This is a genomic window from Vreelandella nanhaiensis, from assembly GCF_003990185.1.
In the GTDB taxonomy this organism is placed as follows: domain Bacteria; phylum Pseudomonadota; class Gammaproteobacteria; order Pseudomonadales; family Halomonadaceae; genus Vreelandella; species Vreelandella nanhaiensis.
In genome coordinates, this window is record NZ_RZHF01000009.1 from 62,304 (window position 1) to 87,487 (window position 25,184).

General features: G+C 53.6%; 25 protein-coding genes. 4 read left to right on the forward strand and 21 right to left on the reverse strand.

Annotated elements, in window-relative coordinates; genetic code table 11:
* The first annotated feature begins 9 nt into the window (after positions 1 to 9).
* The gene (locus ELY38_RS08090) at positions 10 to 417 is read left to right on the forward strand and encodes an acyl-CoA thioesterase (protein ID WP_127061234.1); all 408 of its coding nucleotides are present in this window, start codon (positions 10 to 12) and stop codon (positions 415 to 417) included.
* Between the two features lie 11 nt (positions 418 to 428).
* Positions 429 to 842: a RidA family protein gene (locus tag ELY38_RS08095; RefSeq protein WP_127061236.1), complete on the forward strand. Its 414-nt coding sequence runs from the start codon at positions 429 to 431 to the stop codon at positions 840 to 842.
* Between the two features lie 39 nt (positions 843 to 881).
* Here ELY38_RS08095 and ELY38_RS08100 read toward each other — a convergent pair whose 3' ends face one another.
* The 19 genes from ELY38_RS08100 to yrfG form a co-directional block, all read right to left on the reverse strand.
* On the reverse strand, positions 882 to 1,733 hold the full coding sequence (locus ELY38_RS08100) for an alpha/beta hydrolase (protein WP_127061238.1): 852 nt from the start codon (positions 1,731 to 1,733) through the stop codon (positions 882 to 884).
* A gap of 46 nt (positions 1,734 to 1,779) precedes the next feature.
* Positions 1,780 to 2,280, reverse strand: a complete 501-nt coding sequence (locus ELY38_RS08105; RefSeq protein ID WP_127061240.1) for a disulfide bond formation protein B — start codon at positions 2,278 to 2,280, stop codon at positions 1,780 to 1,782.
* Positions 2,277 to 3,917, reverse strand: a complete 1,641-nt coding sequence (gene gshA, locus ELY38_RS08110) for a glutamate--cysteine ligase (protein ID WP_127061242.1) — start codon at positions 3,915 to 3,917, stop codon at positions 2,277 to 2,279. The genes ELY38_RS08105 and gshA overlap by 4 nt, the downstream gene beginning before the upstream one ends.
* Before the next feature lie 197 nt (positions 3,918 to 4,114).
* Positions 4,115 to 6,454: a Tex family protein gene (locus tag ELY38_RS08115; RefSeq protein ID WP_127061244.1), complete on the reverse strand. Its 2,340-nt coding sequence runs from the start codon at positions 6,452 to 6,454 to the stop codon at positions 4,115 to 4,117.
* 185 nt (positions 6,455 to 6,639) lie between these two features.
* Positions 6,640 to 7,785 carry a mandelate racemase/muconate lactonizing enzyme family protein gene (locus ELY38_RS08120; RefSeq protein WP_127061246.1) on the reverse strand — a complete coding sequence of 382 codons (1,146 nt, stop codon included), beginning with the start codon at positions 7,783 to 7,785 and terminating at the stop codon, positions 6,640 to 6,642.
* Complete coding sequence (locus tag ELY38_RS08125) at positions 7,782 to 9,020, reverse strand: alpha-hydroxy acid oxidase (protein WP_127061248.1); 1,239 nt, start codon at positions 9,018 to 9,020, stop codon at positions 7,782 to 7,784. The genes ELY38_RS08120 and ELY38_RS08125 overlap by 4 nt, the downstream gene beginning before the upstream one ends.
* A complete protein-coding gene (locus ELY38_RS08130) occupies positions 9,017 to 9,952 on the reverse strand; it encodes a dihydrodipicolinate synthase family protein (RefSeq protein ID WP_127061250.1) in 936 nt (311 codons plus the stop codon). Before ELY38_RS08130 ends, ELY38_RS08125 begins: the two co-directional genes overlap by 4 nt.
* A gap of 51 nt (positions 9,953 to 10,003) precedes the next feature.
* Complete coding sequence (locus tag ELY38_RS08135; RefSeq protein WP_127061252.1) at positions 10,004 to 10,702, reverse strand: GntR family transcriptional regulator; 699 nt, start codon at positions 10,700 to 10,702, stop codon at positions 10,004 to 10,006.
* A gap of 35 nt (positions 10,703 to 10,737) precedes the next feature.
* Complete coding sequence (locus ELY38_RS08140) at positions 10,738 to 11,502, reverse strand: sulfite exporter TauE/SafE family protein (RefSeq protein ID WP_127061254.1); 765 nt, start codon at positions 11,500 to 11,502, stop codon at positions 10,738 to 10,740.
* A gap of 4 nt (positions 11,503 to 11,506) precedes the next feature.
* The gene (locus ELY38_RS08145) at positions 11,507 to 11,938 is read right to left on the reverse strand and encodes a PaaI family thioesterase (protein ID WP_127061256.1); all 432 of its coding nucleotides are present in this window, start codon (positions 11,936 to 11,938) and stop codon (positions 11,507 to 11,509) included.
* Complete coding sequence (locus ELY38_RS08150; protein ID WP_127061258.1) at positions 11,935 to 13,455, reverse strand: tripartite tricarboxylate transporter permease; 1,521 nt, start codon at positions 13,453 to 13,455, stop codon at positions 11,935 to 11,937. The genes ELY38_RS08145 and ELY38_RS08150 overlap by 4 nt, the downstream gene beginning before the upstream one ends.
* Before the next feature lie 25 nt (positions 13,456 to 13,480).
* The gene (locus ELY38_RS08155) at positions 13,481 to 13,921 is read right to left on the reverse strand and encodes a tripartite tricarboxylate transporter TctB family protein (protein WP_185858940.1); all 441 of its coding nucleotides are present in this window, start codon (positions 13,919 to 13,921) and stop codon (positions 13,481 to 13,483) included.
* A 75-nt stretch (positions 13,922 to 13,996) separates the two neighbouring features.
* On the reverse strand, positions 13,997 to 14,989 hold the full coding sequence (locus ELY38_RS08160) for a tripartite tricarboxylate transporter substrate binding protein (RefSeq protein WP_127061261.1): 993 nt from the start codon (positions 14,987 to 14,989) through the stop codon (positions 13,997 to 13,999).
* A gap of 80 nt (positions 14,990 to 15,069) precedes the next feature.
* A complete protein-coding gene (locus ELY38_RS08165; RefSeq protein WP_127061263.1) occupies positions 15,070 to 15,870 on the reverse strand; it encodes an enoyl-CoA hydratase in 801 nt (266 codons plus the stop codon).
* A 13-nt stretch (positions 15,871 to 15,883) separates the two neighbouring features.
* Entirely contained in the window at positions 15,884 to 17,080 is a 1,197-nt protein-coding gene (locus ELY38_RS08170; protein ID WP_127061264.1) for a CaiB/BaiF CoA transferase family protein, read from the reverse strand.
* A 207-nt stretch (positions 17,081 to 17,287) separates the two neighbouring features.
* Entirely contained in the window at positions 17,288 to 18,844 is a 1,557-nt protein-coding gene (locus ELY38_RS08175; protein WP_127061266.1) for a phosphoenolpyruvate carboxykinase, read from the reverse strand.
* 309 nt (positions 18,845 to 19,153) lie between these two features.
* Positions 19,154 to 20,029 carry an Hsp33 family molecular chaperone HslO gene (gene hslO, locus ELY38_RS08180; RefSeq protein WP_127061268.1) on the reverse strand — a complete coding sequence of 292 codons (876 nt, stop codon included), beginning with the start codon at positions 20,027 to 20,029 and terminating at the stop codon, positions 19,154 to 19,156.
* 111 nt (positions 20,030 to 20,140) lie between these two features.
* Positions 20,141 to 20,530: a ribosome-associated heat shock protein Hsp15 gene (gene hslR, locus ELY38_RS08185; protein WP_127061270.1), complete on the reverse strand. Its 390-nt coding sequence runs from the start codon at positions 20,528 to 20,530 to the stop codon at positions 20,141 to 20,143.
* Positions 20,527 to 21,207 carry a GMP/IMP nucleotidase gene (gene yrfG / locus ELY38_RS08190; protein WP_127061271.1) on the reverse strand — a complete coding sequence of 227 codons (681 nt, stop codon included), beginning with the start codon at positions 21,205 to 21,207 and terminating at the stop codon, positions 20,527 to 20,529. Before yrfG ends, hslR begins: the two co-directional genes overlap by 4 nt.
* A gap of 72 nt (positions 21,208 to 21,279) precedes the next feature.
* On the opposite strand from yrfG, the gene nudE reads away from it, so the two are divergent.
* Both nudE and ELY38_RS19030 read left to right on the forward strand, forming a co-directional pair.
* Positions 21,280 to 21,879 (forward strand): ADP compounds hydrolase NudE, encoded by a 600-nt coding sequence (gene nudE, locus ELY38_RS08195; protein WP_127061273.1) that lies wholly within the window; start codon positions 21,280 to 21,282, stop codon positions 21,877 to 21,879.
* Positions 21,876 to 22,034, forward strand: coding sequence for a hypothetical protein (locus ELY38_RS19030; RefSeq protein ID WP_185858941.1), 159 nt, complete (start codon positions 21,876 to 21,878; stop codon positions 22,032 to 22,034). The genes nudE and ELY38_RS19030 overlap by 4 nt, the downstream gene beginning before the upstream one ends.
* 2 nt (positions 22,035 to 22,036) lie before the next feature.
* Here ELY38_RS19030 and ELY38_RS08200 read toward each other — a convergent pair whose 3' ends face one another.
* Positions 22,037 to 23,092 (reverse strand): oxidoreductase, encoded by a 1,056-nt coding sequence (locus ELY38_RS08200; RefSeq protein WP_127061274.1) that lies wholly within the window; start codon positions 23,090 to 23,092, stop codon positions 22,037 to 22,039.
* Positions 23,093 to 23,110: 18 nt separating this feature from the next.
* Positions 23,111 to 24,955, reverse strand: a complete 1,845-nt coding sequence (gene ilvD, locus ELY38_RS08205) for a dihydroxy-acid dehydratase (protein WP_127061327.1) — start codon at positions 24,953 to 24,955, stop codon at positions 23,111 to 23,113.
* Between the last annotated feature and the right edge of the window lie 229 nt (positions 24,956 to 25,184).

Sequence of the window (25,184 nt, forward strand, 5' to 3'; positions counted from 1 at the left end):
GAGAACACCATGGCGTTTACGACACAGCGAAAGGTGCGTTTTCAGCACTGTGACCCGGCAGGCATTGTTTTCTACCCTCGCTATTTCGAGATGATCAATTCAGTAGTTGAAGACTGGTTTGAAGAAATTGTGCAGCAGGATTTCAACCATCTGCATGTTGAAAGCGGGACGGGGGTGCCCACGGTTTCAATAGACACCCAGTTTTTTGCGCCAAGCCGGCTAGGGGAAATATTAACTTTCGAGCTTGCTGTTCAAGCCGTTGGGCGCAGCAGCTTAACACTGCAGATAAATGCGTATTGCGCTAATCAGAAACGCTTAACAAGTTGTTTAACTTTGGTATTTATGGATTTGCATAGCGGTAAGTCAATGCCATGGACCGATACAATGCGCCAACATTTTATCGTCGATAACCTATAAGGATAGCCCTCATGAGTGACGCCACCTTTCATCAGCTTCTTCACCCTGCTCACTGGAAAGCCGCAGCAGGCTACGCCAATGGCATACTGGCTTCCGGCCAGACTGTTTTTGTAGGCGGGCAGATTGGCTGGAATGCCGATCAGCTATTTGAAAGCGATGATTTTGTCGTTCAAGTAAACCAGGCGCTGCAAAATATTGTGGCCGTCTTAAAAGAGGCTAACGCAGGCCCTGAGCATCTGGTGCGTTTGACCTGGTATGTGACGGACAAACGGGAGTATTTGGCGCGACTTAAAGAGGTAGGTGCCGCCTATCGCGAAGTGCTGGGTAAACACTTCCCGGCGATGACCATGGTGCAGGTGGCAGGCCTTGTCGAAGACCAGGCCAAGGTGGAGATTGAAGCGACAGCGGTGATTCCCGAAGTCTAGATCCTATCTGAAAAATGGCAGCGCCCCGGACGGGCGCTGCTAAACCTTGTGAAACGCCTTGACCCACTCGACAAAACAACCCCCTTCAAGGTAATGCTCAAGAATTGAAAAATGGTCGGCTTCACTGAATAAATGTTGCGCCACCTGCTGACCGTTCTGCAGCAATTGCTCACCATAAGTCGTCATCTGTCGTTCAAACTCTTCAGGCTCCTGCCCACCCACCACTAACTGCATGGGCGCCGACACCCGGCACGGTAGCCATAATGGACTGAATTCCTGAACATCTCGCCCGCTCAACTGCAGCTTGGGCTGCAACCACGACCATGGGAAAGGCCGCAGATCGTATAAGCCACTGACACACAGAGCGCCGCGAATCAACTGATTGGGTAAGCCAAAGGTACCTTCCCAATCGGTCGAAACGAGCATAGCCGATAAATGCCCGCCCGCCGAATGCCCCGAAATGCTCAGCTGTGCTGGGTCGACACCTAACGCTTTTGCATGCTGATAGACATAGGCAACGGCTGCCTGACTTTGCCGAACCAGCTCGCTAAAGCGCACCTGGGGACATAAAGCGTAATTGACCACTGCCACCGTTATGCCTGCCTTGACGAGACCATCGACGATAAAGCTGAACTCACGATGGCTTAATGAGCGCCAATAGCCGCCATGATAGAAAACATGCACAGGAGCATTCGGGCTTTGCGCATGGAAGATATCCATGCGCTCGGCAGTGGAAGGACCATAGGCAATATCTAGCGTCACGCGGTGCCGAGCGCGTGACGCTTCACTACGCTGTTGCCAATCCTTTACTAACACACTAGCGTCTCGACCGAGCATTGGATCGTAGGCCCGGTCAATCTCTTCCTGTGTGGTGAAGTGTCGATAAAGCACGTCGTGCTCCTTATTATTTTTGGATAATGATCGACAGTTTAAAGTACTAGCGTTTGATAGCTAACCACAGCATACGCAGCGGCACGAGCGCCAGTATCACGAAACCAAGTAGTGTCCAGGCGGGCAGTGAGAAGCCAAGAAGCGTGAAATCAATCTCGGCACACTCGCCTGAGCTGTTCAGCACCATGGAAATGACATCCCTCATGGGCAGCACATCCATCATGTAATCCAAGCCAGGGCCGCAGGAAGGCACCTGATCGGCGGGCAGGCTTTGCAGCCAGACATGGCGCCCGGCAATAAAGGCGCCTGTTCCCACCGCCGCGAGTCCTAGCACACCGTAAATACCTGCGCCTACCTTGCCACCTGGGTTATGAATGGCCGCAACGGCAAAGATTAGCCCAGCGGTGATAACCGCTACGCGCTGAAAAATACATAATGGGCAGGGTTCAAATCCACCAATATGCTCAAGCCCGAGCGCTACCGCCATCATAAATACACAAAATGCCAAGCCCGCGAGAGCTACTGGGCGAAGTGCTGCCTGGTTCATGGACTCTCCTCAGGAGGTAACGCCGACAGAGCACGGGATTCACGCGCCTTGGTAAAGTAAGCTTCCAGAAAGGCAGCGAAGCTTTCCTGATCTCCCGCTTCGATATCCCGCTGCTGCTGGTGTGATGTTTCGATCAACTGGGCAAGCAGCGCTTCGCGCGAGCGTAGCATGGGGGTTTGTTTAAGCTTTTCACCCTGCTCTTTGGCAAGCGCCAGAAGCGTATCGCTAAGCGAGCCGTTGCCTTCCTCGATACGCGCCAGTAGCTCTGCAGAGGGGGTGAGTGACGGATCTTTCAGCCGCGGCGCCAGCTCCTCCAATGCAGCAGCGTAAGGCGCATTGTCTTCCACGGCATCTAGAAGGCGGGCTACCTCTTTCATCTCAGCAAAGATCTGTTCGCCCCATTCCTGCACCGAGGTGGTCTGCCCATTGCGAATCAGCTTAAGCTCGGGGTCACGTCCCCGCTCGACGACCCAGCGACGGTTGTCGTCCAGGCGGTCACACTCATCATCTGAGATCCACGGGCTTTCGCTGAGCAGACACCACATCAAAAAGGTATCCACAAAGCGCATCTGGGTTTCGGTAACACCTAGCGGGTCAAACGGGTTCAGGTCCAAGCAGCGCACTTCGATGTATTCAACGCCACGCGCTTCAAGCGCCTGGCTGGGCGTTTCGTTGTGTTTGGCCACTCGCTTGGGGCGTATATCGCTGTAGTACTCGTTTTCGATCTGCAGGATATTGGCATTTAGTTGCTGCCAGTTACCCTCTACATTAACGCCGAGCTTTTCGTAGTCTGGCCAGGGCGTTGAGATGGCATGGCGCAACGTGTTGACGTAGTTCGACAGCGAATTGAAACAGATCTTGAGCTGCGACTGAACCTTATTCTGATAGCCCAGATCCGACATGCGAAGCGTTGTGGCGAACGGTGCGTAAAAGGTGTCGTCGTTAAGCGGCTTCAACTTTTCAGGCACGTTACCTTCGGGCAGAAAGCTTTTATCTATCGCGGGTGACGCGCCAAACAGGTACAGCAGCAGCCAACTATGACGGCGGAAATTACGGATAAGGCCGAAATAACGGGTGGAGCGATAGTCATTGAACGGAATATTGCCCGCCCCTTCCAGCTCGCGCAGGGCATGCCACATATCGTCAGGTAGCGAGACGTTGTAATGCACGCCAGCAATCGCCTGCATGATACGCCCGTAGCGCACATCCAACCCTTTGCGGTAGACATGCTTCATGGTACCCACGTTGGACGTGCCGTAGTCGGCGATAGGCACGCTATCGTTACCCGAAAGCCGTGATGGCATGCTGCCCGGCCAGATCCACTCTTGGTCAAGGTGGTGATAGGTAAACGTATGCAGGTCGGACAAAAACGCTAACGCTTCGCGAGGCTGCGAATAGACCGGGGTAATATACTCGATCAGCGCTTCTGAATAATCGGTGGTGATATGCGGGTGCGTGAGCTTGGAGCCTAAGGCAGCAGGATGCTGCGTTTGTGCGATATGCCCCTTTGCATCTACCCGCAGCCCCTCTTTTTCCAGCCCTCGCCGCAAGCGTCCCAGACGCCCCAGGCGGGCACTGGGCAGTAGCCGCTCGATTTGGGCGGTCAGTTGGGCAGGTACAGTGAGTGGTTCAGGCAAGGTGAACACTCCTTGTCAGTAAGGCCCGCCATGCAGGCCTTGGTGAAATCCGGTGGCATCGCCATCGTCGCTGTCTCGAAAATAGAAGACAGGATATGGCGGCAACCATTAAATATTCAAGACATCCAGGTCTTCAGGATATCCAAGCGTTGAGAACAGCCGGGCTATCAGAGCGCATAAGCCTTAGCGTTAAGCCGCTATTTACTCTTGCGCGCCTTGAGCAACGCCGCACCGAGCGCTCCCATGGGCGTCGCCGTTTCAGCAGGCTTTTGGGTAGCGCGTTTACTGCGTGGCGGCTTTTGTGCCCCTTGGCCTGTCGGCGCGGAAGCACTTTCTTCGCGCTGGGGCTCATCATCCAGACGCATGGAAAGCCCTACCCGCTTACGGGCAATATCCACACTCATGACTTTTACCGACACGATATCACCGGCCTTCACCACGCTGCGCGGGTCATCAATAAAGCGGTCAGACAACGCGGAGATATGTACCAGGCCATCCTGGTGCACCCCGATATCCACAAAAGCGCCAAAGTGGGTCACGTTGGTTACCGTGCCCTCCAGCACCATACCGAGCTTGAGATCCTTAAGGGTTTCCACGCCTTCACGAAACTCTGCCGCTTTGAACTCGGGGCGCGGGTCGCGACCGGGCTTATCAAGCTCGCTGAGAATATCGCTGACGGTCGGGATCCCAAAGCGCTCGTCGGCGAAATCAGCCGGCTTCAAGGCTTTCAGTGCGGCGCTATCACCAATCAGGCCTTTCACTTCGCGTCCGCTCTGCTTGGCGATGCGCTCAACCAAGGTATAAGCCTCGGGGTGAACGGCGCTGGCATCCAAGGGGTTATCGGCATTGTGGATACGCAAGAAGCCCGCGCACTGTTCAAAGGTCTTGGGCCCCAGACGGCTGACTTCCAGCAGGGCCTTGCGGCTTTTAAACGCGCCGTGAATGTTGCGCTGGGCCACAATGTTGTCTGCCAGAGCAGTACTCAGGCCCGCTACGCGAGAAAGCAGTGCGCTTGAGGCGGTGTTAAGGTCAACGCCCACGGCGTTTACGCAATCCTCGATAACCGCTTCCAGGCTGCGCGAAAGCTGGACCTGAGAGACATCGTGCTGGTACTGGCCCACGCCAATGGATTTGGGCTCAATTTTGACCAGCTCGGCCAGCGGGTCCTGCAGGCGGCGCGCGATGGATACCGCACCACGGATCGTGACATCGAGATCCGGCAGCTCGCGAGAGGCATACTCTGAGGCGGAGTACACCGAAGCGCCCGCCTCAGATACCATCACCTTGCTTAACCGATGCTCAGGCGCCAGCGCTTTAAGCAGCTCGCCTGCAAGCTTGTCGGTTTCCCGGCTCGCAGTACCGTTGCCCACCGCGATTAGCTCGACCCCGTACTGCTTAACAAGCTTGGCAAGCACTGTCAGCGACTCATCCCAGCGGTTTTGCGGTGCGTGGGGGTAAATGGTGGCCTGATCGACAAACTGTCCGGTAGCATCCACAACCGCCACCTTGCAGCCGGTACGCAGCCCAGGGTCGAGGGCGAGCGTTACCTTTTGCCCGGCAGGTGCAGCCAGCAGAAGGTCTTTCAGGTTGGCGGCGAAAACCTCAATAGCCGTTAGCTCCGCCTGTTCACGCAGGCGACCCAACAGTTCAGTTTCAAGCGCCGTATACAGTTTTACCCGCCAGGTCCAGCGGACAACCTCGCCTAACCACTTATCGGCGGCACGACCTTCATCGCTAATGCCCACCTGACGGGCGATGGCGACTTGGGCCGGGTGAACGGGGGCGTCATCCTCACCGGGCAGACGAATCGAAAGGCTCAACACGCCCTCGTTACGCCCTCGGAACATGGCAAGGGCACGGTGCGAAGGCACCTTGGCCAGCTTTTCATCGTGCTCGAAATAGTCGGAGAACTTGGCGCCCTCCTGCTGCTTGCCTTCAAGCACGCGGGCGCTCAGCTCGCCCTCCTGCCACAGGCGCTCGCGCAGTTGGCCGATCAGTTCGGGGTCTTCGGCAAAGCGCTCCATGAGAATCTGCTTGGCGCCATCCAATGCTGCTTTGGCATCTTCAACCGCCGGAATATCGCCCTCCGCCGAGCGCAGATAACCGGCGGCCTCGGCTTCCGGGTCAAGCGCTGGATTGGCCAGCAGCGCATCAGCGAGGGGTTCTAGACCCGCCTCGCGAGCAATTTGTGCTTTGGTACGCCGTTTTTTCTTGAAGGGAAGATAAAGGTCTTCAAGGCGCTGCTTGGTTTCTGCCGCTTGAATAGCCGCTTTTAACGGCGCATCCAGCTTGCCCTGCTCGTCAATTGCGATCAGTACCGCTTCACGGCGCTCCTCAAGCTCACGCAAGTAGCGCAGCCGTTCATCCAACTGGCGCAGCTGAGCATCATCCAGGGCACCTGTCACCTCTTTACGGTAGCGGGCAATAAAAGGCACAGTAGCGCCGCCATCTAAAAGCTCTACCGTGGCCGCTACCTGTTCGTTACGCACGCCCAGCTCATCGGCTAAGCGGGAAATAATTCGCTGATTGACATCCATAAATTGCAACTAGCTCATGCAGCATTTTTTAGTGCCCACAAGGTATCACAATCGCGCTGCAGCTGGCATGAATGAGCAGCTCAGTAAAGAAAGAAACGTTAGGCTGTGTTAGCTAGCAAAGCGGAGAGATTAAAAGACGGTCAAAATCGCCTCACTCTCCCTTCTCAGATCTACCACACTCTCATCTATATTCGGTAGCCATGCGCGTCATGGCTTACCGATAGTAACTGACGAGGCTCCTCTACATGGGCCGCCGCCAGAACATCGTGTTTGGGAGTGAACCCCAGACCAGGAAGGCCGGACAAGCGCATAACACCCTCAACTGGATCAGGTGTCCCAGTAAAGAAGTGCTTGCTTACCTGCCAGATACCATAGTGAAACTCGACCGCACCACCATTCATCACCCCACACAACAAATGCATATTAAAGATCGGCCAGCCTCCCCCATTGGACATAGGAAGATTGAACGCCTGAGCCATATGTGCCACTTTCAGCGACTCGGTGAAGCCACCGTTATAAATCACGTTGGGTTGAATGATATCCACTGCACGGCTTGCTATCAGGTCCCGATAACGGAAACGGTGCCCCTCCATCTGTCCGACCGCAATGGGTACTCGCACACTGGCACGCAGTTCTTTTAGCGACTCCACATCATTGACATATAAAGGCTCTTCGAACCAGAGCAGATTGCAGGATTCGACGGCCATAGCCAAATAGCGCGCTTCTACAGGATTGAAGCGGCAATTGGCATCAATGATCAAACCAATATCATTACCAATTGCTTCACGGACACGTTGAACCCTACGGGCATCATCCTGCCAAGTGCGGTTTGGATTGCCTCCCACCACCATCTTGAGAATACGATGACCATTTTCTTTAAAGCGGTTTGCCTGAACCACCAGTTGGTCATCATCCAGAGAGGGGTAACCGAAGGTGGCGTAAGTAGGAGCCCAATCGCGATAACCGCCCAGCAACTCGTGAACTGACTGGCCGGTGCGCTTGCCTAGCAGATCCCACAGTGCAATATCGATGGCCGATAAGGCATTGGAAATCCCCCCGGTATAACCCCGTGTATTGAGGTGATGCCACACGTAACCATGAATAGCTTCACGATGCAGAGCATTTCGACCAATAAGTGCTGGCGCTAAGTGGTGGTCGATACAGCTTTTGACCGCCCAAGGCAACATAGCACCCGTAAGCCCAAACCCGCTCAGGCCTTCATCTGTGGTGACTTCCACATAAACAAATATACGCCGTTCTACGGACTCGCTCACTCCAGCTACTTGCACATCGTGAAAGTGAACCGTTGCCGTAATCATGGTAATGATCATGGTGTGGCTCCTTCGGCCACCGGCGGCAGGGTATCTGACTCTACAATGGGTTGAGGCACCCAGTTTCTGGGCGGATGGTACAGGCAGGCGTAATCCAGTTGAGAGAGGCTAGTGAGTCCCAGCAGCGCCATATTCCGCTCGATTTCGCGCTCCAGTAAGTCAATAACATGCTCCACACCGGCTTGCCCTGCGCAGGCAGCTGCATAATTGAAAGGGCGCCCAACAAATACAAAATCAGCTCCTAACGCCAGCGCCTTGATAACATCGGTACCACGACGGAAACCACTGTCAATCATAATGGGGATATCACGGATACGGCGCTTCACTTCCGGTAACACCTGCAATGGCGAGATAGTGCAGTCAAGTTGGCGCCCACCATGGTTGGAAAGGATGAGACCATCAACACCTGCCCTTCGGGCACGTACTGCATCATCAGGATTCAGTACCCCTTTCAGTACGAGCACACCAGGCCATAGACGGCGCACAAGATCTAGATACCCCCAATCAAAGTGGCGGCGTCCAGAGAAGTCGCGCTCAGCACGACGTGATATCACTGGCGCTCCACGCTCGGCATGATTGTTCTCAAAGTGCGGCATGCCATGACGGACCAACGTGCGTAAGAATGTATTGAACAACCATCCAGGCCGCATCAAGCCATCCAGCGCCAGTCGGAGAGTGGGCTCAAGCGGTGAAGTAAATCCAGATTTACGAAAATTATCTGGGTTAGGCGGCACTGGATAATCCAATGTCACAACCAGCTTCTTAAAACCTGCTCTTTCGATACGCACCAAGAGTGCTTCAATACCTTCCGGCGTGCCAGGGAGATATGCCTGGAACCAATCAGCACCTTCTACCTTGGCCACTTCTTCCATCGGAACCAGCGATGAGCCACTCATAATCATCGGCAAATTGCGCGCAGCGGCGGCACGAGCAAGCACTAAATCCCCCTGATATGCGGATAACGCACTGATTCCCATAGGCGCAATACCGAAAGGCATTGCGTAACGCTTGCCATATAGCTCGGTTTTCAGATCAATATGGGAAACGTTGATAAAGGCCTTGGGCAGGAAACAGTACTCGTCGAAGGCGGACAGGTTGGCGCGTCGGGTTCGGCCATCTTCTGCTACATGGTCGATATAGCCGAAAATCGGTCTGGGTAGCTTGCGACGAGCGAGTCGCTCTACATCATGAAGGTTATGGATTCTGGAAAGCGTCCACTGGGTCAGAAAACTCACACTGTAGCCCTCCTCGTTTTATCCCCCATAGAAAAATCTTCATCGATCAATGCTTGCTGGAGGATTTCCGCAGCGGGCGTAGCTAGAGCAACAAGAGGTGGGCGGACAAGACGCCAACCATCATGTCCCGTAGCTTGGGCCTTCGCCGCTTTCATGGCAGGGATCATCGGGAACCCTTCGAATACACCACGAATACGATTTAACACTCTTTGTTGTTCATCGGCCTCGCTGTTCTGCCAAGTGGCGCCCAAGTTGGCGATCGCATTAGGGTTAACGTTGGCGGTGGCACTGATACACCCCGCGCCCCCAGCTCGAAGAGTATCCAATAAAAAACGTTCGCTACCAGCAAAGATTTCAAAGCCTTGTGGCGATAAACGCTCAATTAAAGAGCGCGTAAACGCCCAGTCCCCCCCACTATCCTTGATGCCTACGAATACGTCCGGGTAACGCTGGCGCAAACGCTCAACCAACTCGATCGAAAGTGGCACCTGAGCCACTGGTGGGATATGGTAAAGGTAGATACGCAACCGGGCATCGCTCACCCGTTCTACCACCTGGGAAAAATAGTTGAAGAGGCCGTCGTCCGTCACCCCTTTATAATAGAACGGCGGCAGCATGAGAACGCCTTTGCACCCGGCTTCAACAGCTGTACGCGTCAATGCTACGGTATCTTCAAGGTTACAGCTGCCGGTTCCTGGCATAAGATCATTTCCGGAGATGCCAGAGTCAATAAGCAACTCTAACAGGCGCTTTTTGTCAGCTAGTGACAAGGAGTTGGCTTCGGAATTCGTACCAAAGACTGCCAACCCAACCTGATTGCTCAACAACCACTGACAATGCTCGATAAAACGCTGATCATCAATGGAAAGATCCGGCATAAAAGGTGTCATGACCGGCGACCATACATTTCGTTTATTAGCTGTATTATTCATATTATCAAGCTGCCTATTTCATTGTTGTTAGTTGAATAAATGAGTGTCTTATTAAATTTTATGATCTTCTTCCGATGACTCTTTACTAAGCCACCGGACTAATCCTTTTTTAACATGCTCAAAACCCGCTTCATAAGCGGCTTCTGCATCGCCTTTTTCCATAGCTGATACAATTTTATCGTGCTCTTCATTTGACTGAGCCATAGCAGTTTGGTTTTTCAGAGTAAACTTACGAACCAAGTGTGAATCCTTCACTAAATCGTCATAAACATCCGCGGCACGTTTATGGCGGGCAACTTGGAGAATGTATTCATGGAATTCCAAGTTCATTTGATAATAATCTTGGGCACGCTCTTCTCTGATAGCTAGTGCCATAGCAGATACTTGCTCACGTAGTTTCTCTTTTTGCTCAAGGGTTCCCCGCTCGGCAGCACATTTACAAACAAACCCAGTGATATAGGCTCGTACATCGCTATTTTCGATATACTCTTCCTTGGAAACCTGCTTTACGAATACCCCCCGGTTGGGGATGCTGGTTAGCAGCCCTGCCCGCTCCAGCCCTCTTCGGGCCTCACGTACAATGCCACGACTGACATTCAGTTCTTCGGCAAGGCGTAATTCATTAACGCGATCTCCAGGTTTCAAATACCCAGTAATAATGAGTCGCTCCAACTCTTGCGCCACAATAGTCGTCAGAGATGTTAATTTCCTTTCAGAAATAAGAGTGGCCGAACGGCTTACAGGATCCATAACAATATCTCTGATTACATTGAATAATTTTAAAATTATAGCAATACCAGTTTTTCAAAGGCTATCCAAAGCAAACGCACTGCTAACAGGGTCAGCAAGACCTTCATAATAAAATCGAACTTATTGTTGGTAAGTTTTTTTAACACCTTGAGCCCGGCCCACGTGCCGACAAAACCAACCGCGATCATGAGCCCCATCAGTGCCAGCCAATCCACGAATACAAAACCGGCAAAGCCAAAAATGAATGCCTTGGTCAGATGTTGCAGCGACATCACCGCAGAGTGCGTTGCTACTCTCACCATTCGTTCCGAGGATATATGCTTAAGATAGGCGGCTACAATTGACCCCGCAGCTCCCACAAAGCTGGAAAGAAAGGTCGTCAGCGCCCCCATTACCATGCTGCCTCCCATACCCACTGAGCGTGCTGGTAAAGTCGGGCCCCAGCACATGAACAGCATGAAGCTGGCGATTAACAGTTCAAGTGTACCGGGGGGCAGTTGCACCAGCAGCCAGCCTGCCAATAGAGCTCCCAACAGAATGCCGGGAACAATAGCCAACAATCGTTTGTAGTCCACATAGCGCCAGATAAATAGGAAACGACTGCTGTTGGCTCCAAGCTGCACCATACCATGCACAGGGATGACCGCGGCTGGAGGCATAATCTGTGCCATAGACATAATCAAAAGCGCACTCCCGCCAATGCCCATCGCGCTGTTAATCCATGCGGTGACCAGACTCAGCAAGATAAGGCTGAGGTTGGCTGCCCCTGATAACGGCGACAACATCTCAAACCACATCATAATGCTAGCCATTAGAGGGCATCATCCATGTTGCCGTGGCAACGGCCACCTCTTTGTCATCCACATTGAATGCCTGAGACTGCATAAAGGCTAGCTGTCGCCCACGCTTCACAAAACGCCCCTCGAAACGTAACACTCCCTGCTGAATAGGTCGCAAGAACTGCACTTTCATTTCGATAGTGCTGCCTCCCCTGCCAGAAACATGGTGAATGAGGTGCCCCATGGAAATATCCATCGCCACTGCGATTACTCCTCCATGCAGGCTGCCTTGGGGGTTATAGAGGTGTGGTACTACGGGTAGAGCAACATGACACACCTCATTCTCATAGCGAATATCAAGCTGGAGTAGCTTGGCCAGGAAAAACTGACCAAACTCCGGCTGCTGAGTGGTGAGTGCATGTTCGATAATGCCACGCGTGACGGTTTCATCGATCATACGGTATTTTCCTTTAGCTTATCGCGGCGACGCTGCGAGTTGAGGAAGGCGCCACCCAAAATAATTGCGGCGAAAAAAACCAGAATGTAAACCGATGCTTGCCGAATGAAGAAAATATCGAAGGAACCCCGGCTGATCAGTAAGGTCTGGCGTAGAGACTCTTCCGCCATCGGACCCAACACCAGGGCAAGCACTACGGCGGCAGGCGAGAAACCAAGACGCTTCATATAAAAGCCAACAATACCCGCGGCCAACATAATAAAGGTCTCAACAATACTGGCGTTAACACTGAAGGTGCCCAAGGTACAAACCACAAGCACCAGGGGTGCCAAAATACGATAAGGCGCCTTAATGATGTATACAAAAAGCGGAATAGCAAAAACGCTTAACACCAGTAACGCCATGTTGCCGAGGTACATACTGCTGATCAGCCCCCAGGCAAACTCTGGGTTCTGCTCCATTAGCAGTGGTCCAGGACGTAACCCCCACATCAGAAAGGCCGCCAGAAGCACCGCGGTTGAAGCGGAACCAGGAATACCTAGCGTTAACAAGGGCACCATAGCCCCTGAAGAGGCGGCATTGTTGGCCGACTCAGGGGCAACGAGGCCACGCATTTCCCCCATGCCAAATTTCTCGGGATTTTTTGAAAGTGAACGTTCAAGTGAGTAAGCCATTAACGAGGCAATGGTTGCCCCTGCACCGGGAATGATACCGATCACAAACCCTAGAATGGAATTACGAGGCATAGTGTATTTGCAGTCGATGAGATCCTGCTTGGTGGGCCAAAAGCGGGACTCGTTCTGGTATTGAATAATCCCACCACTGCCACTCTTGTGAGCACCGTTATAAAATGCATAGAACAGTTCTCCAATGCCGAACAAACCGATGGCTACCGGTATGAAATGGATGCCACCAATTAATTCAACCGCTCCAAAGGTGAAACGTTGGTGCCCGGTTTCCAGGTCGACACCTACTGTTCCCAGTGCAAAGCCAATCAGCGCGGAAATAAGCCCTAGAATCCAGTTACCGGACATCAACGCTACCAAGGTCAGTAAGCCCATCACACAGAGCAGGAAGAACTCGGGGGGGCCAAAGCTGCGGGTAACCATGCTGAATATCGGAGCCAGCAGTGTGATCAAGATGACCCCGATGGTGCCACCCACGAAGGATGCGCATGCTTGCATTACTAGTGCAGGCCCTGCCCGCCCCCTTTGTGCTAGAGGGAAGCCGTCAAACGTCGAGGCGACCGTGGTAGAGTCTCCTGGCGTGTTGAGCAGAATCGCTGTAATCGTGCCTCCGAACATGGCACCATAGTAAATGGCTGCCAGCATCATTACTGCAGAAATAGGGCTCATGCTGAAAGTCAGGGGAAGCAGAATGGCAATGCCTGCAGAAGGACCAAAGCCAGGTATGGCGCCGATCATCATGCCGATGGAGGCTCCAATCAGCAGATACATCAGATTTATCGGTGTGATGGCGATGGATAATCCCATCAATAGGTTGTCAAAGATTTCCATGATCGATCTCTTTTTGTTGTCGTGGCTACCACCAAAGACCGTGAGGTAGAGAGGCATTTAGAACCTGCCCAAACAGCACATAAATGGTCAGGGGGGCTGCCAGGGTAATAGCGCCATTCATCAGCAAATGCTTGGAATTGAAGTAGAGCAAGGCGGCACCGACAAACAATGGTGTAGCGATGAGATACCCCGTGACCACCAGCAATACACCAAACGTCATAGCTAACCCAATGAGCACTGCCGCATCCCGCATCTGGCCATCGGGTTCTTTTTCCAGCAGTTTGCCAAGCCGGGCCTCCTTAATAATGGCGGCGACCAAGCACAGCACCAAAAAGCCTCCAATAAATCTTGGAAAGAAGCCAGGTCCCATACGCCCGCGATTGGTCAAAAAGGACAAATCGAAGAAAGCCATGTAGGTATAAACGATGGCCGCCAGCAGCATAAACGCGTAGAAAAATAACCTCATGAACATTCTCCTGAAAGAAGTTAATCGGCCGGCGAGAACAACCACCGGCCAGTCTCATCACGTGAGCTTGCGGCGTTAGATAGCCCCTGTCTCAGTCAGGATGGTTCTGAAGTTATTAATGGATGTTTCGAGGAAGCCAGTAAAATCGTCCCCTAGCAGCACGTTCTCAGTGAGAAAATTGGCTTTGACATACTCCTGCCACTCCGGTGTTTCTACCACCTCTGTAATGGTATCTATCCACCATTGCCGTGCTTCATCAGACACATTAGGCGGTAGAATCAATCCTCTCGGCATGGGAACTGCGGCATCAGCCACACCTAGTTCCTCGAAACTGGGGACCCCTTCGAGCGCTTCAGGTACCTGCTCAGCGCTGAAGGCCAGAGCGCGGAAATCTCCCGCTTCTATTAAACCTATGATTGAGCCAGGGGTTGCGACCATGGCGTCGATGGAGTTAGAGAGCAGCGCCGTGGTTAGTTCTCCCTGCTGATTGAAGGGAATGTAGTCATACTCATAGCCCGCCTCAACAGATAATAGCTGAGCAACGATAAAGTCGTTATTGACGGAGCCAATACCTCCCACTGAAAGCGGTTCTTGCTGGGCATACTCAACAAACTCTTCAAAAGTATTAATCGAGCTCTCAGCATTGACCACCAGCACCTGATCATCGGCGGCCATGAGTGCTACATGGGTGAAATCGAGCGTATCCCATGGAGTATCCGCCTGCAGGGGCGTTGCAATAAAGCTGCCGCTGGTGGTGGAAATATGATGGGGATTGCCTTGTTGACTATAAATATATCCCCACCCTACGGCACCACTTCCGCCAGGGCGGTTGGTAGCCACGATATCGCCTTCATAGAGGTCGTATTTGTCCAGAATCTCAATCAGTGTTCTGGCCAGCACGTCATTACCACCACCAGGCCCGAAAGCAATAGTGACATTCAACTGCTTACTGGGGTCGTACTCATCAGCCGCAGCGAACGGTGCAGCCAATAACAGGCTGCTGGCGGCTATGCAGGCAACAGCAAATACCTGTGGACGTGTTGTTATTGTCGTTTTAAGCGTGGTCATGAACGTTCTCCTGCCTATTATTGGAGTTATGTTGCATTCGGATAACTGCGTGGAGCTAATGGAGGCTTGGCAACGACCTTCTATCTACCAGTGAACACTGGCTGACGTTTTTCCTTAAACGCCTGACGCCCTTCCTTGTAATCCTCGCTTTCAAAGCATGCAATGACCATCTCGGCTACCTGCTCAGGTGTGGGTGCATTATCTTCCTGGAGAAGGCAACGTACGCCATTTTTCACTGACTGCATGGTCAGAGGAGCATGCCCGGCGATATCCGCAATGCGGCTTTCCACCGCGTGGTCGAACAAGTCATCGGCGAATGATTGGTTTACCAACCCAATACGAGCCGCTTCTGTACCGTTGAGGATTCGGGCGGTCAAAAACAGCTCATAGGTTCTCGCTGCGCCCATCACATCAACAAACCGCTTAATGCCATCGAGTGCGTATCCCAGCCCAAGCTTACCGGCGGGCATCCGGAATCTTGCTGACTCAGTGCAATAACGCAAATCACATGAGAGCGCCAAGCCCATACCGCCCCCCATGCAGATTCCTTTGACGACGGCAACCGTCGGTTTCTGGCTACTACGAAGCGAGGACTGAGCAAGGTTCACGCTATCGGCATAAAACTGAGCCTGCTCTCGGTCATTACGCTTATCTTTGAATTCAGTGATATCAGCACCGGACATAAAGGCCTTATTGCCTTCGCCGCTCAACACTATCAGACGCACATCATCATTGGTTTGTGCCTCATTTACGACCCTGCCCAAATCCTGCCACATAGCCAATGACATGGCGTTATAACGACGGCTGTTGCAAATAGTGATACGCAGAGTGCTGCCGTCCAGCTCACTCTTGATGTAGCCGGGTTGATTCTCTTGCTGCATGGGGTTTCCTCGCTTAAACAGCGCCAATCTCTTTGAGATGAGCGATTTGGGTTTTGCTATAATTAAGTTCGGTCAAAATTTCATTCGTATGCTCACCCCACTTGGGGGCCAACGTGACAACATCAGCCGTCGTACGAGACAGGTTCACCGGTTGGGTAATAAAGTGCTTGATGCCTACTTCTTCATCTTCCACTGCCTTAGATACCTTAAGATGCTGAATTTGGGGGTCTTCAAACATTTGTGGGACCGTATAGACAGGACCGGTTGGAATGCCCGCTGTGTTGAGCAACGCCACCCAGTACTCTACCGACCGCTGAGAAAATACATCTTGAATCAAGCTATTGAGTTCTGATCTGTGCTGCCGGCGGCTCTGTACGGTTTCAAAGCGTGAGTCGGTGATCCACTCGGACTTATCCAGCGCTTCGCAAAACTTTCGCCACTGTCCATCTCCCGAGACACCAATATTGAAAGGCCCATCACTGCCATAAAACAGACCCATCGGGCAGCTAGTAGGATGGTCATTGCCAGCCTGAACAGGCTCATCGCCTTCATTGAGGTAGCGCGCGGCCTGAAAGTCCAGCATGGCGATTTGGGCATGCAGCAAGGAGGTATGCACCCACTGCCCTTCGCCTGACTCCTCACGCTCCAGAAGTGCCGTTAAGATGCCCAGCGCAGTATAGAGGCCCGCACTGGAGTCAGCCACGGCAATACCGGCCCGAACAGGCCCCTGGCCTGGCAGTCCGGTAATCGACATCATGCCCCCCATTCCCTGCACAATCTGGTCGAACCCTGGGCGCTTGGCGTATGGCCCGTCCTGACCAAAGCCAGAAATGCTGGCAAGAATGATACGTGGATTGATTTTCTTCAGGGATTCATAGTCGACACCCAAGCGGGCTTTGACATCGGGACGCCAGTTTTCCACCACCACATCGGCATCCTGGACCAACTGATACAGCACTTCCCTGGCTTCGGGTTTCTTCAAATTTAGGGTCAGGGAGCGTTTATTGCGGTTAAGGTTTTGAAAGTCTCCCCCAAGGCGTACATCGGCGAACATGTTCGCGTTCGGATCTACACCTACCGGTGGCTCGATACGTATTACGTCGGCACCAAAGTCTGCCAACATACGAACACAGGTGGGCCCTGCCCTTACTCTGGATAAATCGAGTACACGAAAACGCTTGAGCGCACTGGACGCTTGGATCTTACTCATAGGAACGTTACCTTCTTGTGTTTATTGTTAACAGTTTACTATAAACTATAAACACAAAGCTCATCCGTCAATACTTAACAACAAAAACTACTCTATTCTTTAGTCTTACCGCTGACGTTTGTGTGCTCCTTCTCTAAAACCTAACCTATAAAAAAAGCTCCGGCATTAGTGCCGGAGCTTTTGGATTTTTAATGACGCTAAATATGCTTAAGTCAGCTGCGGGCCTGCCTTGATGATGGCCTCACTCACGCCTTCAAATTTTTTGAAGTTATCCACGAACTTGGTGGCAAGCTCTTTCAGATGACGATCATAGGCGTCGCGGTCTTCCCAGGTATCGCGCGGGTCGAGTAGGCTTGAATCAACGCCCGGTACGGCTACCGGCACTTCCAGGTTCAGGCCTTCAATGTGCTTGGTTTCCACTTCGCGCAGCACACCTGACTGAATCGCGCTGATGATGGCGCGGGTAGTCGGGATAGAGAAGCGCGAACCGCCTTCACCGTAAGCACCACCCGTCCAGCCCGTGTTCACCAGGTAAACCTGGGCATCTTTCTTGTCAACACGCTTGATCAGAAGGTCGGCGTATTCACGCGCCGGGCGCGGGAAGAACGGCGCACCAAAGCAAGTAGAGAACGTAGCGGCCAGGCCTTCAGACGAACCCATTTCCGTAGAACCCACCTTGGCGGTGTAGCCTGACAGGAAGTGATACGCAGCGGCTTCTTTGGAAAGCACGGAGACCGGCGGCAGTACGCCTGACATGTCGCAGGTCAGGAAAACGATGGCGTTCGGTTCACCGGCTAGGTTTTCCGGCACACGCTTTTCAACGTGCTCAAGAGGGTACGCAGCACGCGAGTTTTGCGTCAGGCTGTCGTCGGCGTAATCGGGCTCGCGGCGGTCGTTCAACACCACGTTTTCAAGCACGGTGCCAAACTTGATGGCGTTCCAGATAACCGGCTCGTTCTTCTCGGAAAGATCGATACACTTGGCGTAGCAGCCACCTTCCATGTTGAAGACGATACCGTCGCCCCAGGCGTGTTCGTCATCGCCAATCAAGTAACGGGATTGATCAGCGGACAGTGTGGTTTTACCGGTGCCGGAAAGACCAAAGAACAGACAGGTTTCGCCATCTTCTCCCACGTTGGCCGAGCAGTGCATGGGCAGCACATCAGAAGCTGGCAACAGGAAGTTCTGCACGGAGAACATGGCTTTTTTCATTTCGCCCGCATAGCGCATGCCAGCAATTAGCACCTTCTTCTCGGCGAAGTTGATGATGACACAACCGTCAGAGTTGGTGCCGTCGCGGCTCGGGTCGCACTCAAAATTCGCCGCGTTGAGGATGATCCACTCATCCTTGGCCGCCGGGTTGTATGCCGTCGGGCGTACAAACATGGTGCGGCCAAAGAGGTTTTGCCAGGCAGTTTCGGTATTGACGCGCACCGGTAGATAATGGGTGGAATCGCTGCCCACGTGCAGCTCGGACACGAAATACTCACAGCTACTCAGGTAATCTTCTACCCGCGCCCACAGGGCATCGAACTTGGCGGCTTCAAAGGGGCGGTTGACACTACCCCAGTCGATGCTTTCGCTGGTGGAAGGCTCATCGACGATAAAACGGTCTTTCGGTGAACGCCCTGTGCGTACACCGGTATTGACTACCAGAGCACCATCAGCCGACAAGCGGCCTTCACCACCGGCCACGGCGCGCTCGATCAGTTCGGCGCTGCTGAGATTAACGTGAGCTTGGGGAGCGGCTTGAGTCGTGGTCATGTCGATTCCTGGGCCTTTCGGCCATTCTCTCGTTACCTGGCGTCATCGACGCCGTCAAAAGGTCATCCCAGGCGCATAAAACACCTGGGTGTGTTGAAGTCAGGCGCATTATTGCAAAAAGAAAGCCCCCAGGAAACGGGGGCTTTAATCAAACATCTTGTAGTTAAACTACTACAAAGACACAATATTTTGTGTTGCAGCGCAGTAAAATTTCAAACGATTGTTTAATGACTGCGCCAGAGGCGTTGTCACTACTGGCTCTTTGCTTCATCAGCTTTTTTCACCGCGCTTGCAACCCTGACTACAGATTTAGTGGATAACGGGCGATGGCGCGTCGGGGTCTTCCAATAACGCTTCAATATCGGCCGCAGTGTAGTGATATTTCGTGTGGCAAAAGTGACATTGGGTATCAATGGCACCCTGTTCACGCAAAATATCACGCAGCTCATCGGCGCCGAGAGTGACCAATGCGCTCGCCATCCGCTCCCGCGAACAGGTACAGCCAAAGCGCAGCGCCTTGGGCTCAAAGACCCGAACGGTTTCCTCATGGTAGAGACGGTAAAGCACTTCGCGTTGCTCAAGTCCTAGAAGCTCATCCGCCTTGATGGTATCGGCCAGCTGTACGCTGCGCTCCCAGGCATCAACATCCTGGTTTTGCGACTCTTCAGGTAGGCGCTGTAAAAGCAAGCCACCTGCGCGCTCACCGTTAGCCGCCAGCCAAAGACGAGTGGGTAACTGCTCGGACTGACCAAAGTAGGCCTCCAGGCAGCCGCCAAGCGTTTCGTGATCCAGCGCGACAATCCCCTGATAGCGGTTGCCTTCCCTTGGGTCCAGAGTAATTACAATTTGCCCCTCGCCCACCAGTTCGCGAAAACTCGCCCTCTCGCTGGGCAAATGGCTATCTTCTGCAATCCGGGCGATGGCACGCAGCTCGCCGCCAGGATTGGATTCCGCCATCAACAGCGATAGCACGCCTTGGCCGCGTACTTCGATACTTAACGTGCCATCAAGCTTGACGGTATCGGTCAACAGCGCGACAGCAGCCAATAGCTCACCCAAAAGCTCATTCACCGCAGGTGGGTAGGCATGGCGCGTCAGTACTTCATGGTAGGCGGTGGCAAGCGTTACGATTTCGCCACGTACATTGGTTTGGTCAAACATGAACCGCTGAATTTGATCAGACATTAAAAGGGCCTTGAAATTAAGAGTGTATCTGGCGGGCCAGCCTACCGGGAAAGCAGCCTGACGGGCGATAGAATAACTAGCGCCCTGGCCGCTGTGTAACTGAGAATAAAGCTACTCGCTGGGCTGGCGCTGAAAGCGCTGTATATCGCGGCGCTGCTTTTTATCAGGCCGTTTGAGCGGGTGCTGCATGACTTCGTTGGTCAATCTGCGCGCTTCGGCTTCACGAGCACGGCGCTCAGTGCTTTCTGGGGTTTCGGCGTAAAGCTTGCACGCTTCTGGCGCACCACGGCGCTGGTCAGAAAGCGCGGTGACTTCTACCTCATAGACATCCCACCCCTGCGGCACACGAATCAGCGCGCCCAGCTCCACGTTTTTACTGGTTTTGACACGGGCACCATCATAGTGCACCTTGCCACCTTCAATAGCTTTTTTGGCCATGGCACGCGTCTTGAAAAACCGCGCGGCCCACAGCCACTTATCCAAGCGAACGGTGTCGCTCATTTACGCTCTCCTTGCTGCCCAGGTAAGTTTTCCGGCAGCAGTTGGGCAAATCGATCCAAAGCGATAAATTCTTGCAGCTCTTTTTCAGGACGCTGGCTATCGGGCTGTTTAATGCCGAGCAGATGGCGAATACCAAACTCACGGGCGCTTTCCAGCACGCTGGCATTATCATCAATGAACAGGGTGCGGGCCGGGTCAAAAGGCTCTATATTCTGTAGTGCAAACCAGAACGCCTGCTCCTCTTTTGCTGCCCCCACATCTTCTGATGAGATGATGGCATCCAGGTATTTTTCCAACCCCGTTAGCGGTAATTTAAGCGATAGGCTGGCTCTATCAGCATTGGTGGCCAATATCACACGCGGGTGCGCCTGCTTGAGCCATTTCAGGAAATCCAGCGCATCGGAACGCAAACCAATCAGGTGCTGAACTTCACGCTTTAGCGCCACGACATCCACGTCAAGCTCTCGACTCCAATATGCCAAACTGTACCAGTTAAGCGTACCCTGCTCACCCATGATGCGGTCACGCAATGCATTCTGTGATGCTTCATCCAACTGATGCAGCTCTCTATAGCGCCGAGGAAGATGTTCCAACCAGAAATGGCTATCAAAGTGCAGGTCCAAAAGCGTGCCATCCATGTCCAGCAGGACGGTATCAATTTCGCGCCAGTCGATCATTGCCGCTCCAGTCTGAAAGAGTAAGCGTGCTATTGTAGCTTAACCCCTTTTTAGCAGCCATGGAGGCGCTCTATGTCAACAGCAGACACTTCATCCAGCTACCCGCGCAAGCCACAGATTCTTGCCCGCGAAAGCGTGGCAAAAAGCCGCCTGTTTCATGTGGAGTCGCTGGATCTGCGCTTCTCCAATGGCGAGGAGCGCCAGTTTGAGCGCCTGACCGGTGCCGACCGCGGCGCGGTAATGATTGTGGCCATGCCTGACCCCGATCACGTATTGCTGATTCGCGAGTACGCTGCAGGCTTTGAAGATTACGTGTTAACGCTGCCCAAAGGCCTGGTGGATCCGGGGGAGGATATCGTGACTGCCGCTAACCGCGAGTTGATGGAAGAGTGCGGTTTTGGCGCCCATTGCATCGAGCCGCTGGTGGAGCTTTCGCTGGCGCCGAACTATATGCGCCATCGCATGCAGGTGTTGATAGCGACTGACCTGTATCCCAAGCGCCTTCCCGGCGATGAGCCAGAGCCGCTGATTGTGGAAACCCACCCGCTGGAAGACCTGCCTACCCTGCTGCTGCGCGACGATTTTCACGAAGCCCGTGCCATTGCCGCCCTGTATATCGCTCGCGATAGGCTGCGTGACGAGAAACGGCAGAGCAGCGCGGATTTGCTGTGAGCTATCCTCAAGCCTTTGCGCCGTTTCACCCAACCCCGGCAGCGCTCGCCTCGCTGCTTTCGCGCCGGGCCGCCGCTGCGGGTGCGCCTGGCGGCTTACCACGCGCTACGGGTATGGCGCTACGTCAAAAACCCGTAACGCAAAGTGGCCAGTAGGATTAGAAGTGAGGTTTAAGCGCTATCCAACGGCGTTGGCGGCAGCTATCCAGCCCCGCCTCCAAAAGCGTCATGGAGCGCAGCGCGGCATCAATATCTACCGGCAGCGCGGCATGGCCTTGAATAGCATCAACGATTCCTTGGTAATAGGCCAAGTAGTTACCCGGCTGAGTAGGATGCTCATGGCTTGTAAGCGATGCCTCTTCACCCTGCCCGTTACGCAGCGTCAATGTACCTGGCGTATCTTCCCCCCAGTTAACGGTAGGCATTTCTCCTGCTTTCAGGCGGTCTTCCTGAGGGTCCAGGCCGTATTTTGTATAGCTGCCCTGCGTGCCGTGGATTCGAAATCGCGGCGTCGGTTCAGCTACTAGCGCACTGGCACTCAATTGAACACGACGGTCATCGTAGGCGAGCAGAGCGAGAAAATCATCATCGGCTTGGGCACCATCGCGGCGTGTACTCAGCTCCAGCAAAATGGCGTTGGGCATACCAAACAGTTCGCATGCCTGGTCAAGCAGATGCGGCCCCAGATCAAACCAGAGGCCGCCACCCGCAGTGGCTTTCTCGCGCCAGCGGTCGCGCACCTCTGGTTTAAATCTATCAAAACGCGATTCGAAACCGGTCACACGCCCTAGCGTGCCTGCGTCAAGCAGCGCCTTGGCGGTTAGAAAGTCGCTATCCCAGCGGCGATTATGAAACACAGAGATCAAACGCTCTTTCACCACGGCCAGAGATTTCAACTGCTTGGCTTCTGATAGCGTCACGGTAAAGGGCTTATCCACCACAACGTGCTTGCCCGCGGAAAGTGCCATTTTGGCAAGAGGAAAGTGAGTATCGTTGGGGGTGGGAATCACAATAAGGTCAATATCGTAACGCTGACATAACACCCGCGCCTGGCTCTCGACCTCTACATCAGGCAGGTCAGCCCGCACCTTGGCGGCATCACTTGAAGATACGGCCACCAGATTCAGGCCTTCCGTGGCCTGAATGAGCGGTACATGAAACGTTTTACTCGCGAACCCATAGCCTATCAGGCCCACATTGATCGTTGCTTTCATAATGCTCCTTGCGAAAGTTTAATCGAGTTTTGAAAGATCGCGCACCGCCCCTTTATCAGCGGAAGTAGCCAATAGTGCATAGGCTTTAAGCGCAGGCGTTACCTTACGCGGCCGCTGCTCAACAGGTTTCCAGGCGTCTTTGCCCTTGGCGTCCATCGCTTCGCGGCGGGCAGCCAGCTCAGCGTCTGAAAGTTTTACGTTAATCGTGCGGTTAGGGATATCGATAATGATGGTATCGCCCTGCTCTACCAGACCGATCGCGCCACCCGCTGCCGCTTCCGGTGAAACGTGACCAATGGAGAGCCCCGAGGTACCCCCAGAGAAACGCCCGTCGGTGAGCAGCGCGCATGCCTTGCCCAGCCCTTTCGATTTCAAATAAGAAGTCGGGTACAGCATTTCCTGCATGCCCGGGCCACCTTTGGGGCCTTCGTAGCGAATCACCACGACATCGCCTTCTTTTACCTTGCCATCCAGCACATTGGCGACTGCCTGATCCTGAGACTCCACCACGTGAGCCGTGCCCTCAAACAGCAGAATGGAGTCATCAACGCCTGCGGTTTTTACCACGCAGCCATCCAGTGCGATGTTGCCGTAAAGCACGGCCAGGCCGCCTTCGGTCGAGAACGCGTGCTCAAGATCGCGGATACAACCGGTCGCACGATCGCCATCCAGGCTTGGCCAGCGGGCACTTTGTGAAAAGGCCGTTTGGGTAGGCACACCGCCAGGACCTGCTTTGAAGAATTCAACTACTTCAGCACTGGGCGAGCGCATGATGTCCCACTCGTCCAACGCGTCCTTGAGGGTATCGCCATACACGGTGGGTACCGAGGTATCCAGTACGCCCGCACGGTCAAGCTCGCCCAGAATCGCCATGATGCCACCGGCACGGTGCACGTCTTCGATATGGTACTTCTGCGTATTGGGCGCCACCTTGCAAAGCTGGGGCACTTCACGTGAGAGGCGGTCGATATCTGACATGGTGAAATCGACTTCGGCTTCTTGCGCCGCAGCCAGCAGGTGCAAAATGGTATTGGTGGAACCGCCCATGGCGATATCCAGCGTCATGGCGTTTCTAAATGCGGCTTTAGACCCAATCGCACGAGGTAGTAGGTGCGCTTCGTCGCCTTCATAGTAGCGCTTGGCCAGCTCGACAATCTTGTGGCCAGCATTTTCAAACAGGCGGCGGCGGTCAGAGTGGGTTGCCAACACCGTACCATTACCCGGCAATGCCAAGCCTAACGCTTCAGTCAAACAGTTCATGGAGTTGGCAGTAAACATACCAGAGCAGCTGCCGCACGTTGGGCAGGCACTGCGTTCCACTTCGGCCAGCAGCTCATCATCCACGCTGTCGTCGGCGGCCATGACCATAGCATCGACTAGGTCCAGGCCGTGATCCAGAAGCTTGGTCTTGCCAGCCTCCATGGGGCCACCGGATACAAAAATAACCGGAATGTTAAGCCGCATGGCGGCCATCAGCATGCCAGGGGTGATCTTGTCGCAGTTGGAAATACATACCAACGCATCGGCGCAGTGGGCGTTACACATGTATTCGACGCTGTCGGCGATGATATCGCGGCTTGGCAGCGAATAGAGCATGCCATCGTGGCCCATGGCGATACCGTCATCGACTGCGATAGTGTTGAACTCTTTTGCTACACCACCGGCTTTTTCAATTTCACGCGCCACCAGCTGTCCCATGTCCTTCAGGTGAACATGACCCGGCACAAACTGGGTGAACGAGTTTGCGACCGCGATAATCGGCTTGTGAAAATCGTCATCCTTCATGCCAGTGGCACGCCATAAAGCGCGGGCGCCAGCCATATTGCGGCCAGCAGTGGTCGTACGGGAGCGATACTCGGGCATGGTGTCCTCTACATCTTTTTTTTGGTCCATCGCCTGCTCAGCGGTGGGTAAGTGAATCCAGCGTTCATGATTGTGGCATGAGCGCCTTCATCAGACCAGATATAGAGCAAGAGGATAAGCCTCATGCCTTACAGGCAATTGGAGTGGGATAACCATAAAAAAACGCCGTACTTTCGTACGGCGTTGTGTAGCAGGTTAATAAAGCCAAATTAAAACTTGCAACCTATAG

What these genes read in the sequence shown, in the direction of transcription:
- ilvD (WP_127061327.1), bottom strand. Translation starts at nt 24,955, where the DNA reads ATGCCCGAGTATCGCTCCCGTACGACCACTGCTGGCCGCAATATGGCT.
- hslO (WP_127061268.1), bottom strand. Translation starts at nt 20,029, where the DNA reads ATGTCTGATCAAATTCAGCGGTTCATGTTTGACCAAACCAATGTACGT.
- ELY38_RS08105 (WP_127061240.1), bottom strand. Translation starts at nt 2,280, where the DNA reads ATGAACCAGGCAGCACTTCGCCCAGTAGCTCTCGCGGGCTTGGCATTT.
- ELY38_RS08150 (WP_127061258.1), bottom strand. Translation starts at nt 13,455, where the DNA reads ATGGAAATCTTTGACAACCTATTGATGGGATTATCCATCGCCATCACA.
- yrfG (WP_127061271.1), bottom strand. Translation starts at nt 21,207, where the DNA reads ATGATCGACTGGCGCGAAATTGATACCGTCCTGCTGGACATGGATGGC.
- ELY38_RS08130 (WP_127061250.1), bottom strand. Translation starts at nt 9,952, where the DNA reads ATGAATAATACAGCTAATAAACGAAATGTATGGTCGCCGGTCATGACA.
- hslR (WP_127061270.1), bottom strand. Translation starts at nt 20,530, where the DNA reads ATGAGCGACACCGTTCGCTTGGATAAGTGGCTGTGGGCCGCGCGGTTT.
- nudE (WP_127061273.1), top strand. Translation starts at nt 21,280, where the DNA reads ATGTCAACAGCAGACACTTCATCCAGCTACCCGCGCAAGCCACAGATT.
- ELY38_RS08165 (WP_127061263.1), bottom strand. Translation starts at nt 15,870, where the DNA reads ATGCAGCAAGAGAATCAACCCGGCTACATCAAGAGTGAGCTGGACGGC.
- ELY38_RS08155 (WP_185858940.1), bottom strand. Translation starts at nt 13,921, where the DNA reads ATGAGGTTATTTTTCTACGCGTTTATGCTGCTGGCGGCCATCGTTTAT.
- ELY38_RS08095 (WP_127061236.1), top strand. Translation starts at nt 429, where the DNA reads ATGAGTGACGCCACCTTTCATCAGCTTCTTCACCCTGCTCACTGGAAA.
- ELY38_RS08170 (WP_127061264.1), bottom strand. Translation starts at nt 17,080, where the DNA reads ATGAGTAAGATCCAAGCGTCCAGTGCGCTCAAGCGTTTTCGTGTACTC.
- ELY38_RS08115 (WP_127061244.1), bottom strand. Translation starts at nt 6,454, where the DNA reads ATGGATGTCAATCAGCGAATTATTTCCCGCTTAGCCGATGAGCTGGGC.
- ELY38_RS08090 (WP_127061234.1), top strand. Translation starts at nt 10, where the DNA reads ATGGCGTTTACGACACAGCGAAAGGTGCGTTTTCAGCACTGTGACCCG.
- ELY38_RS08200 (WP_127061274.1), bottom strand. Translation starts at nt 23,092, where the DNA reads ATGAAAGCAACGATCAATGTGGGCCTGATAGGCTATGGGTTCGCGAGT.
- ELY38_RS08120 (WP_127061246.1), bottom strand. Translation starts at nt 7,785, where the DNA reads ATGATCATTACCATGATTACGGCAACGGTTCACTTTCACGATGTGCAA.
- ELY38_RS08135 (WP_127061252.1), bottom strand. Translation starts at nt 10,702, where the DNA reads ATGGATCCTGTAAGCCGTTCGGCCACTCTTATTTCTGAAAGGAAATTA.
- ELY38_RS08160 (WP_127061261.1), bottom strand. Translation starts at nt 14,989, where the DNA reads ATGACCACGCTTAAAACGACAATAACAACACGTCCACAGGTATTTGCT.
- ELY38_RS08140 (WP_127061254.1), bottom strand. Translation starts at nt 11,502, where the DNA reads ATGATGTGGTTTGAGATGTTGTCGCCGTTATCAGGGGCAGCCAACCTC.
- ELY38_RS08175 (WP_127061266.1), bottom strand. Translation starts at nt 18,844, where the DNA reads ATGACCACGACTCAAGCCGCTCCCCAAGCTCACGTTAATCTCAGCAGC.
- ELY38_RS08145 (WP_127061256.1), bottom strand. Translation starts at nt 11,938, where the DNA reads ATGATCGATGAAACCGTCACGCGTGGCATTATCGAACATGCACTCACC.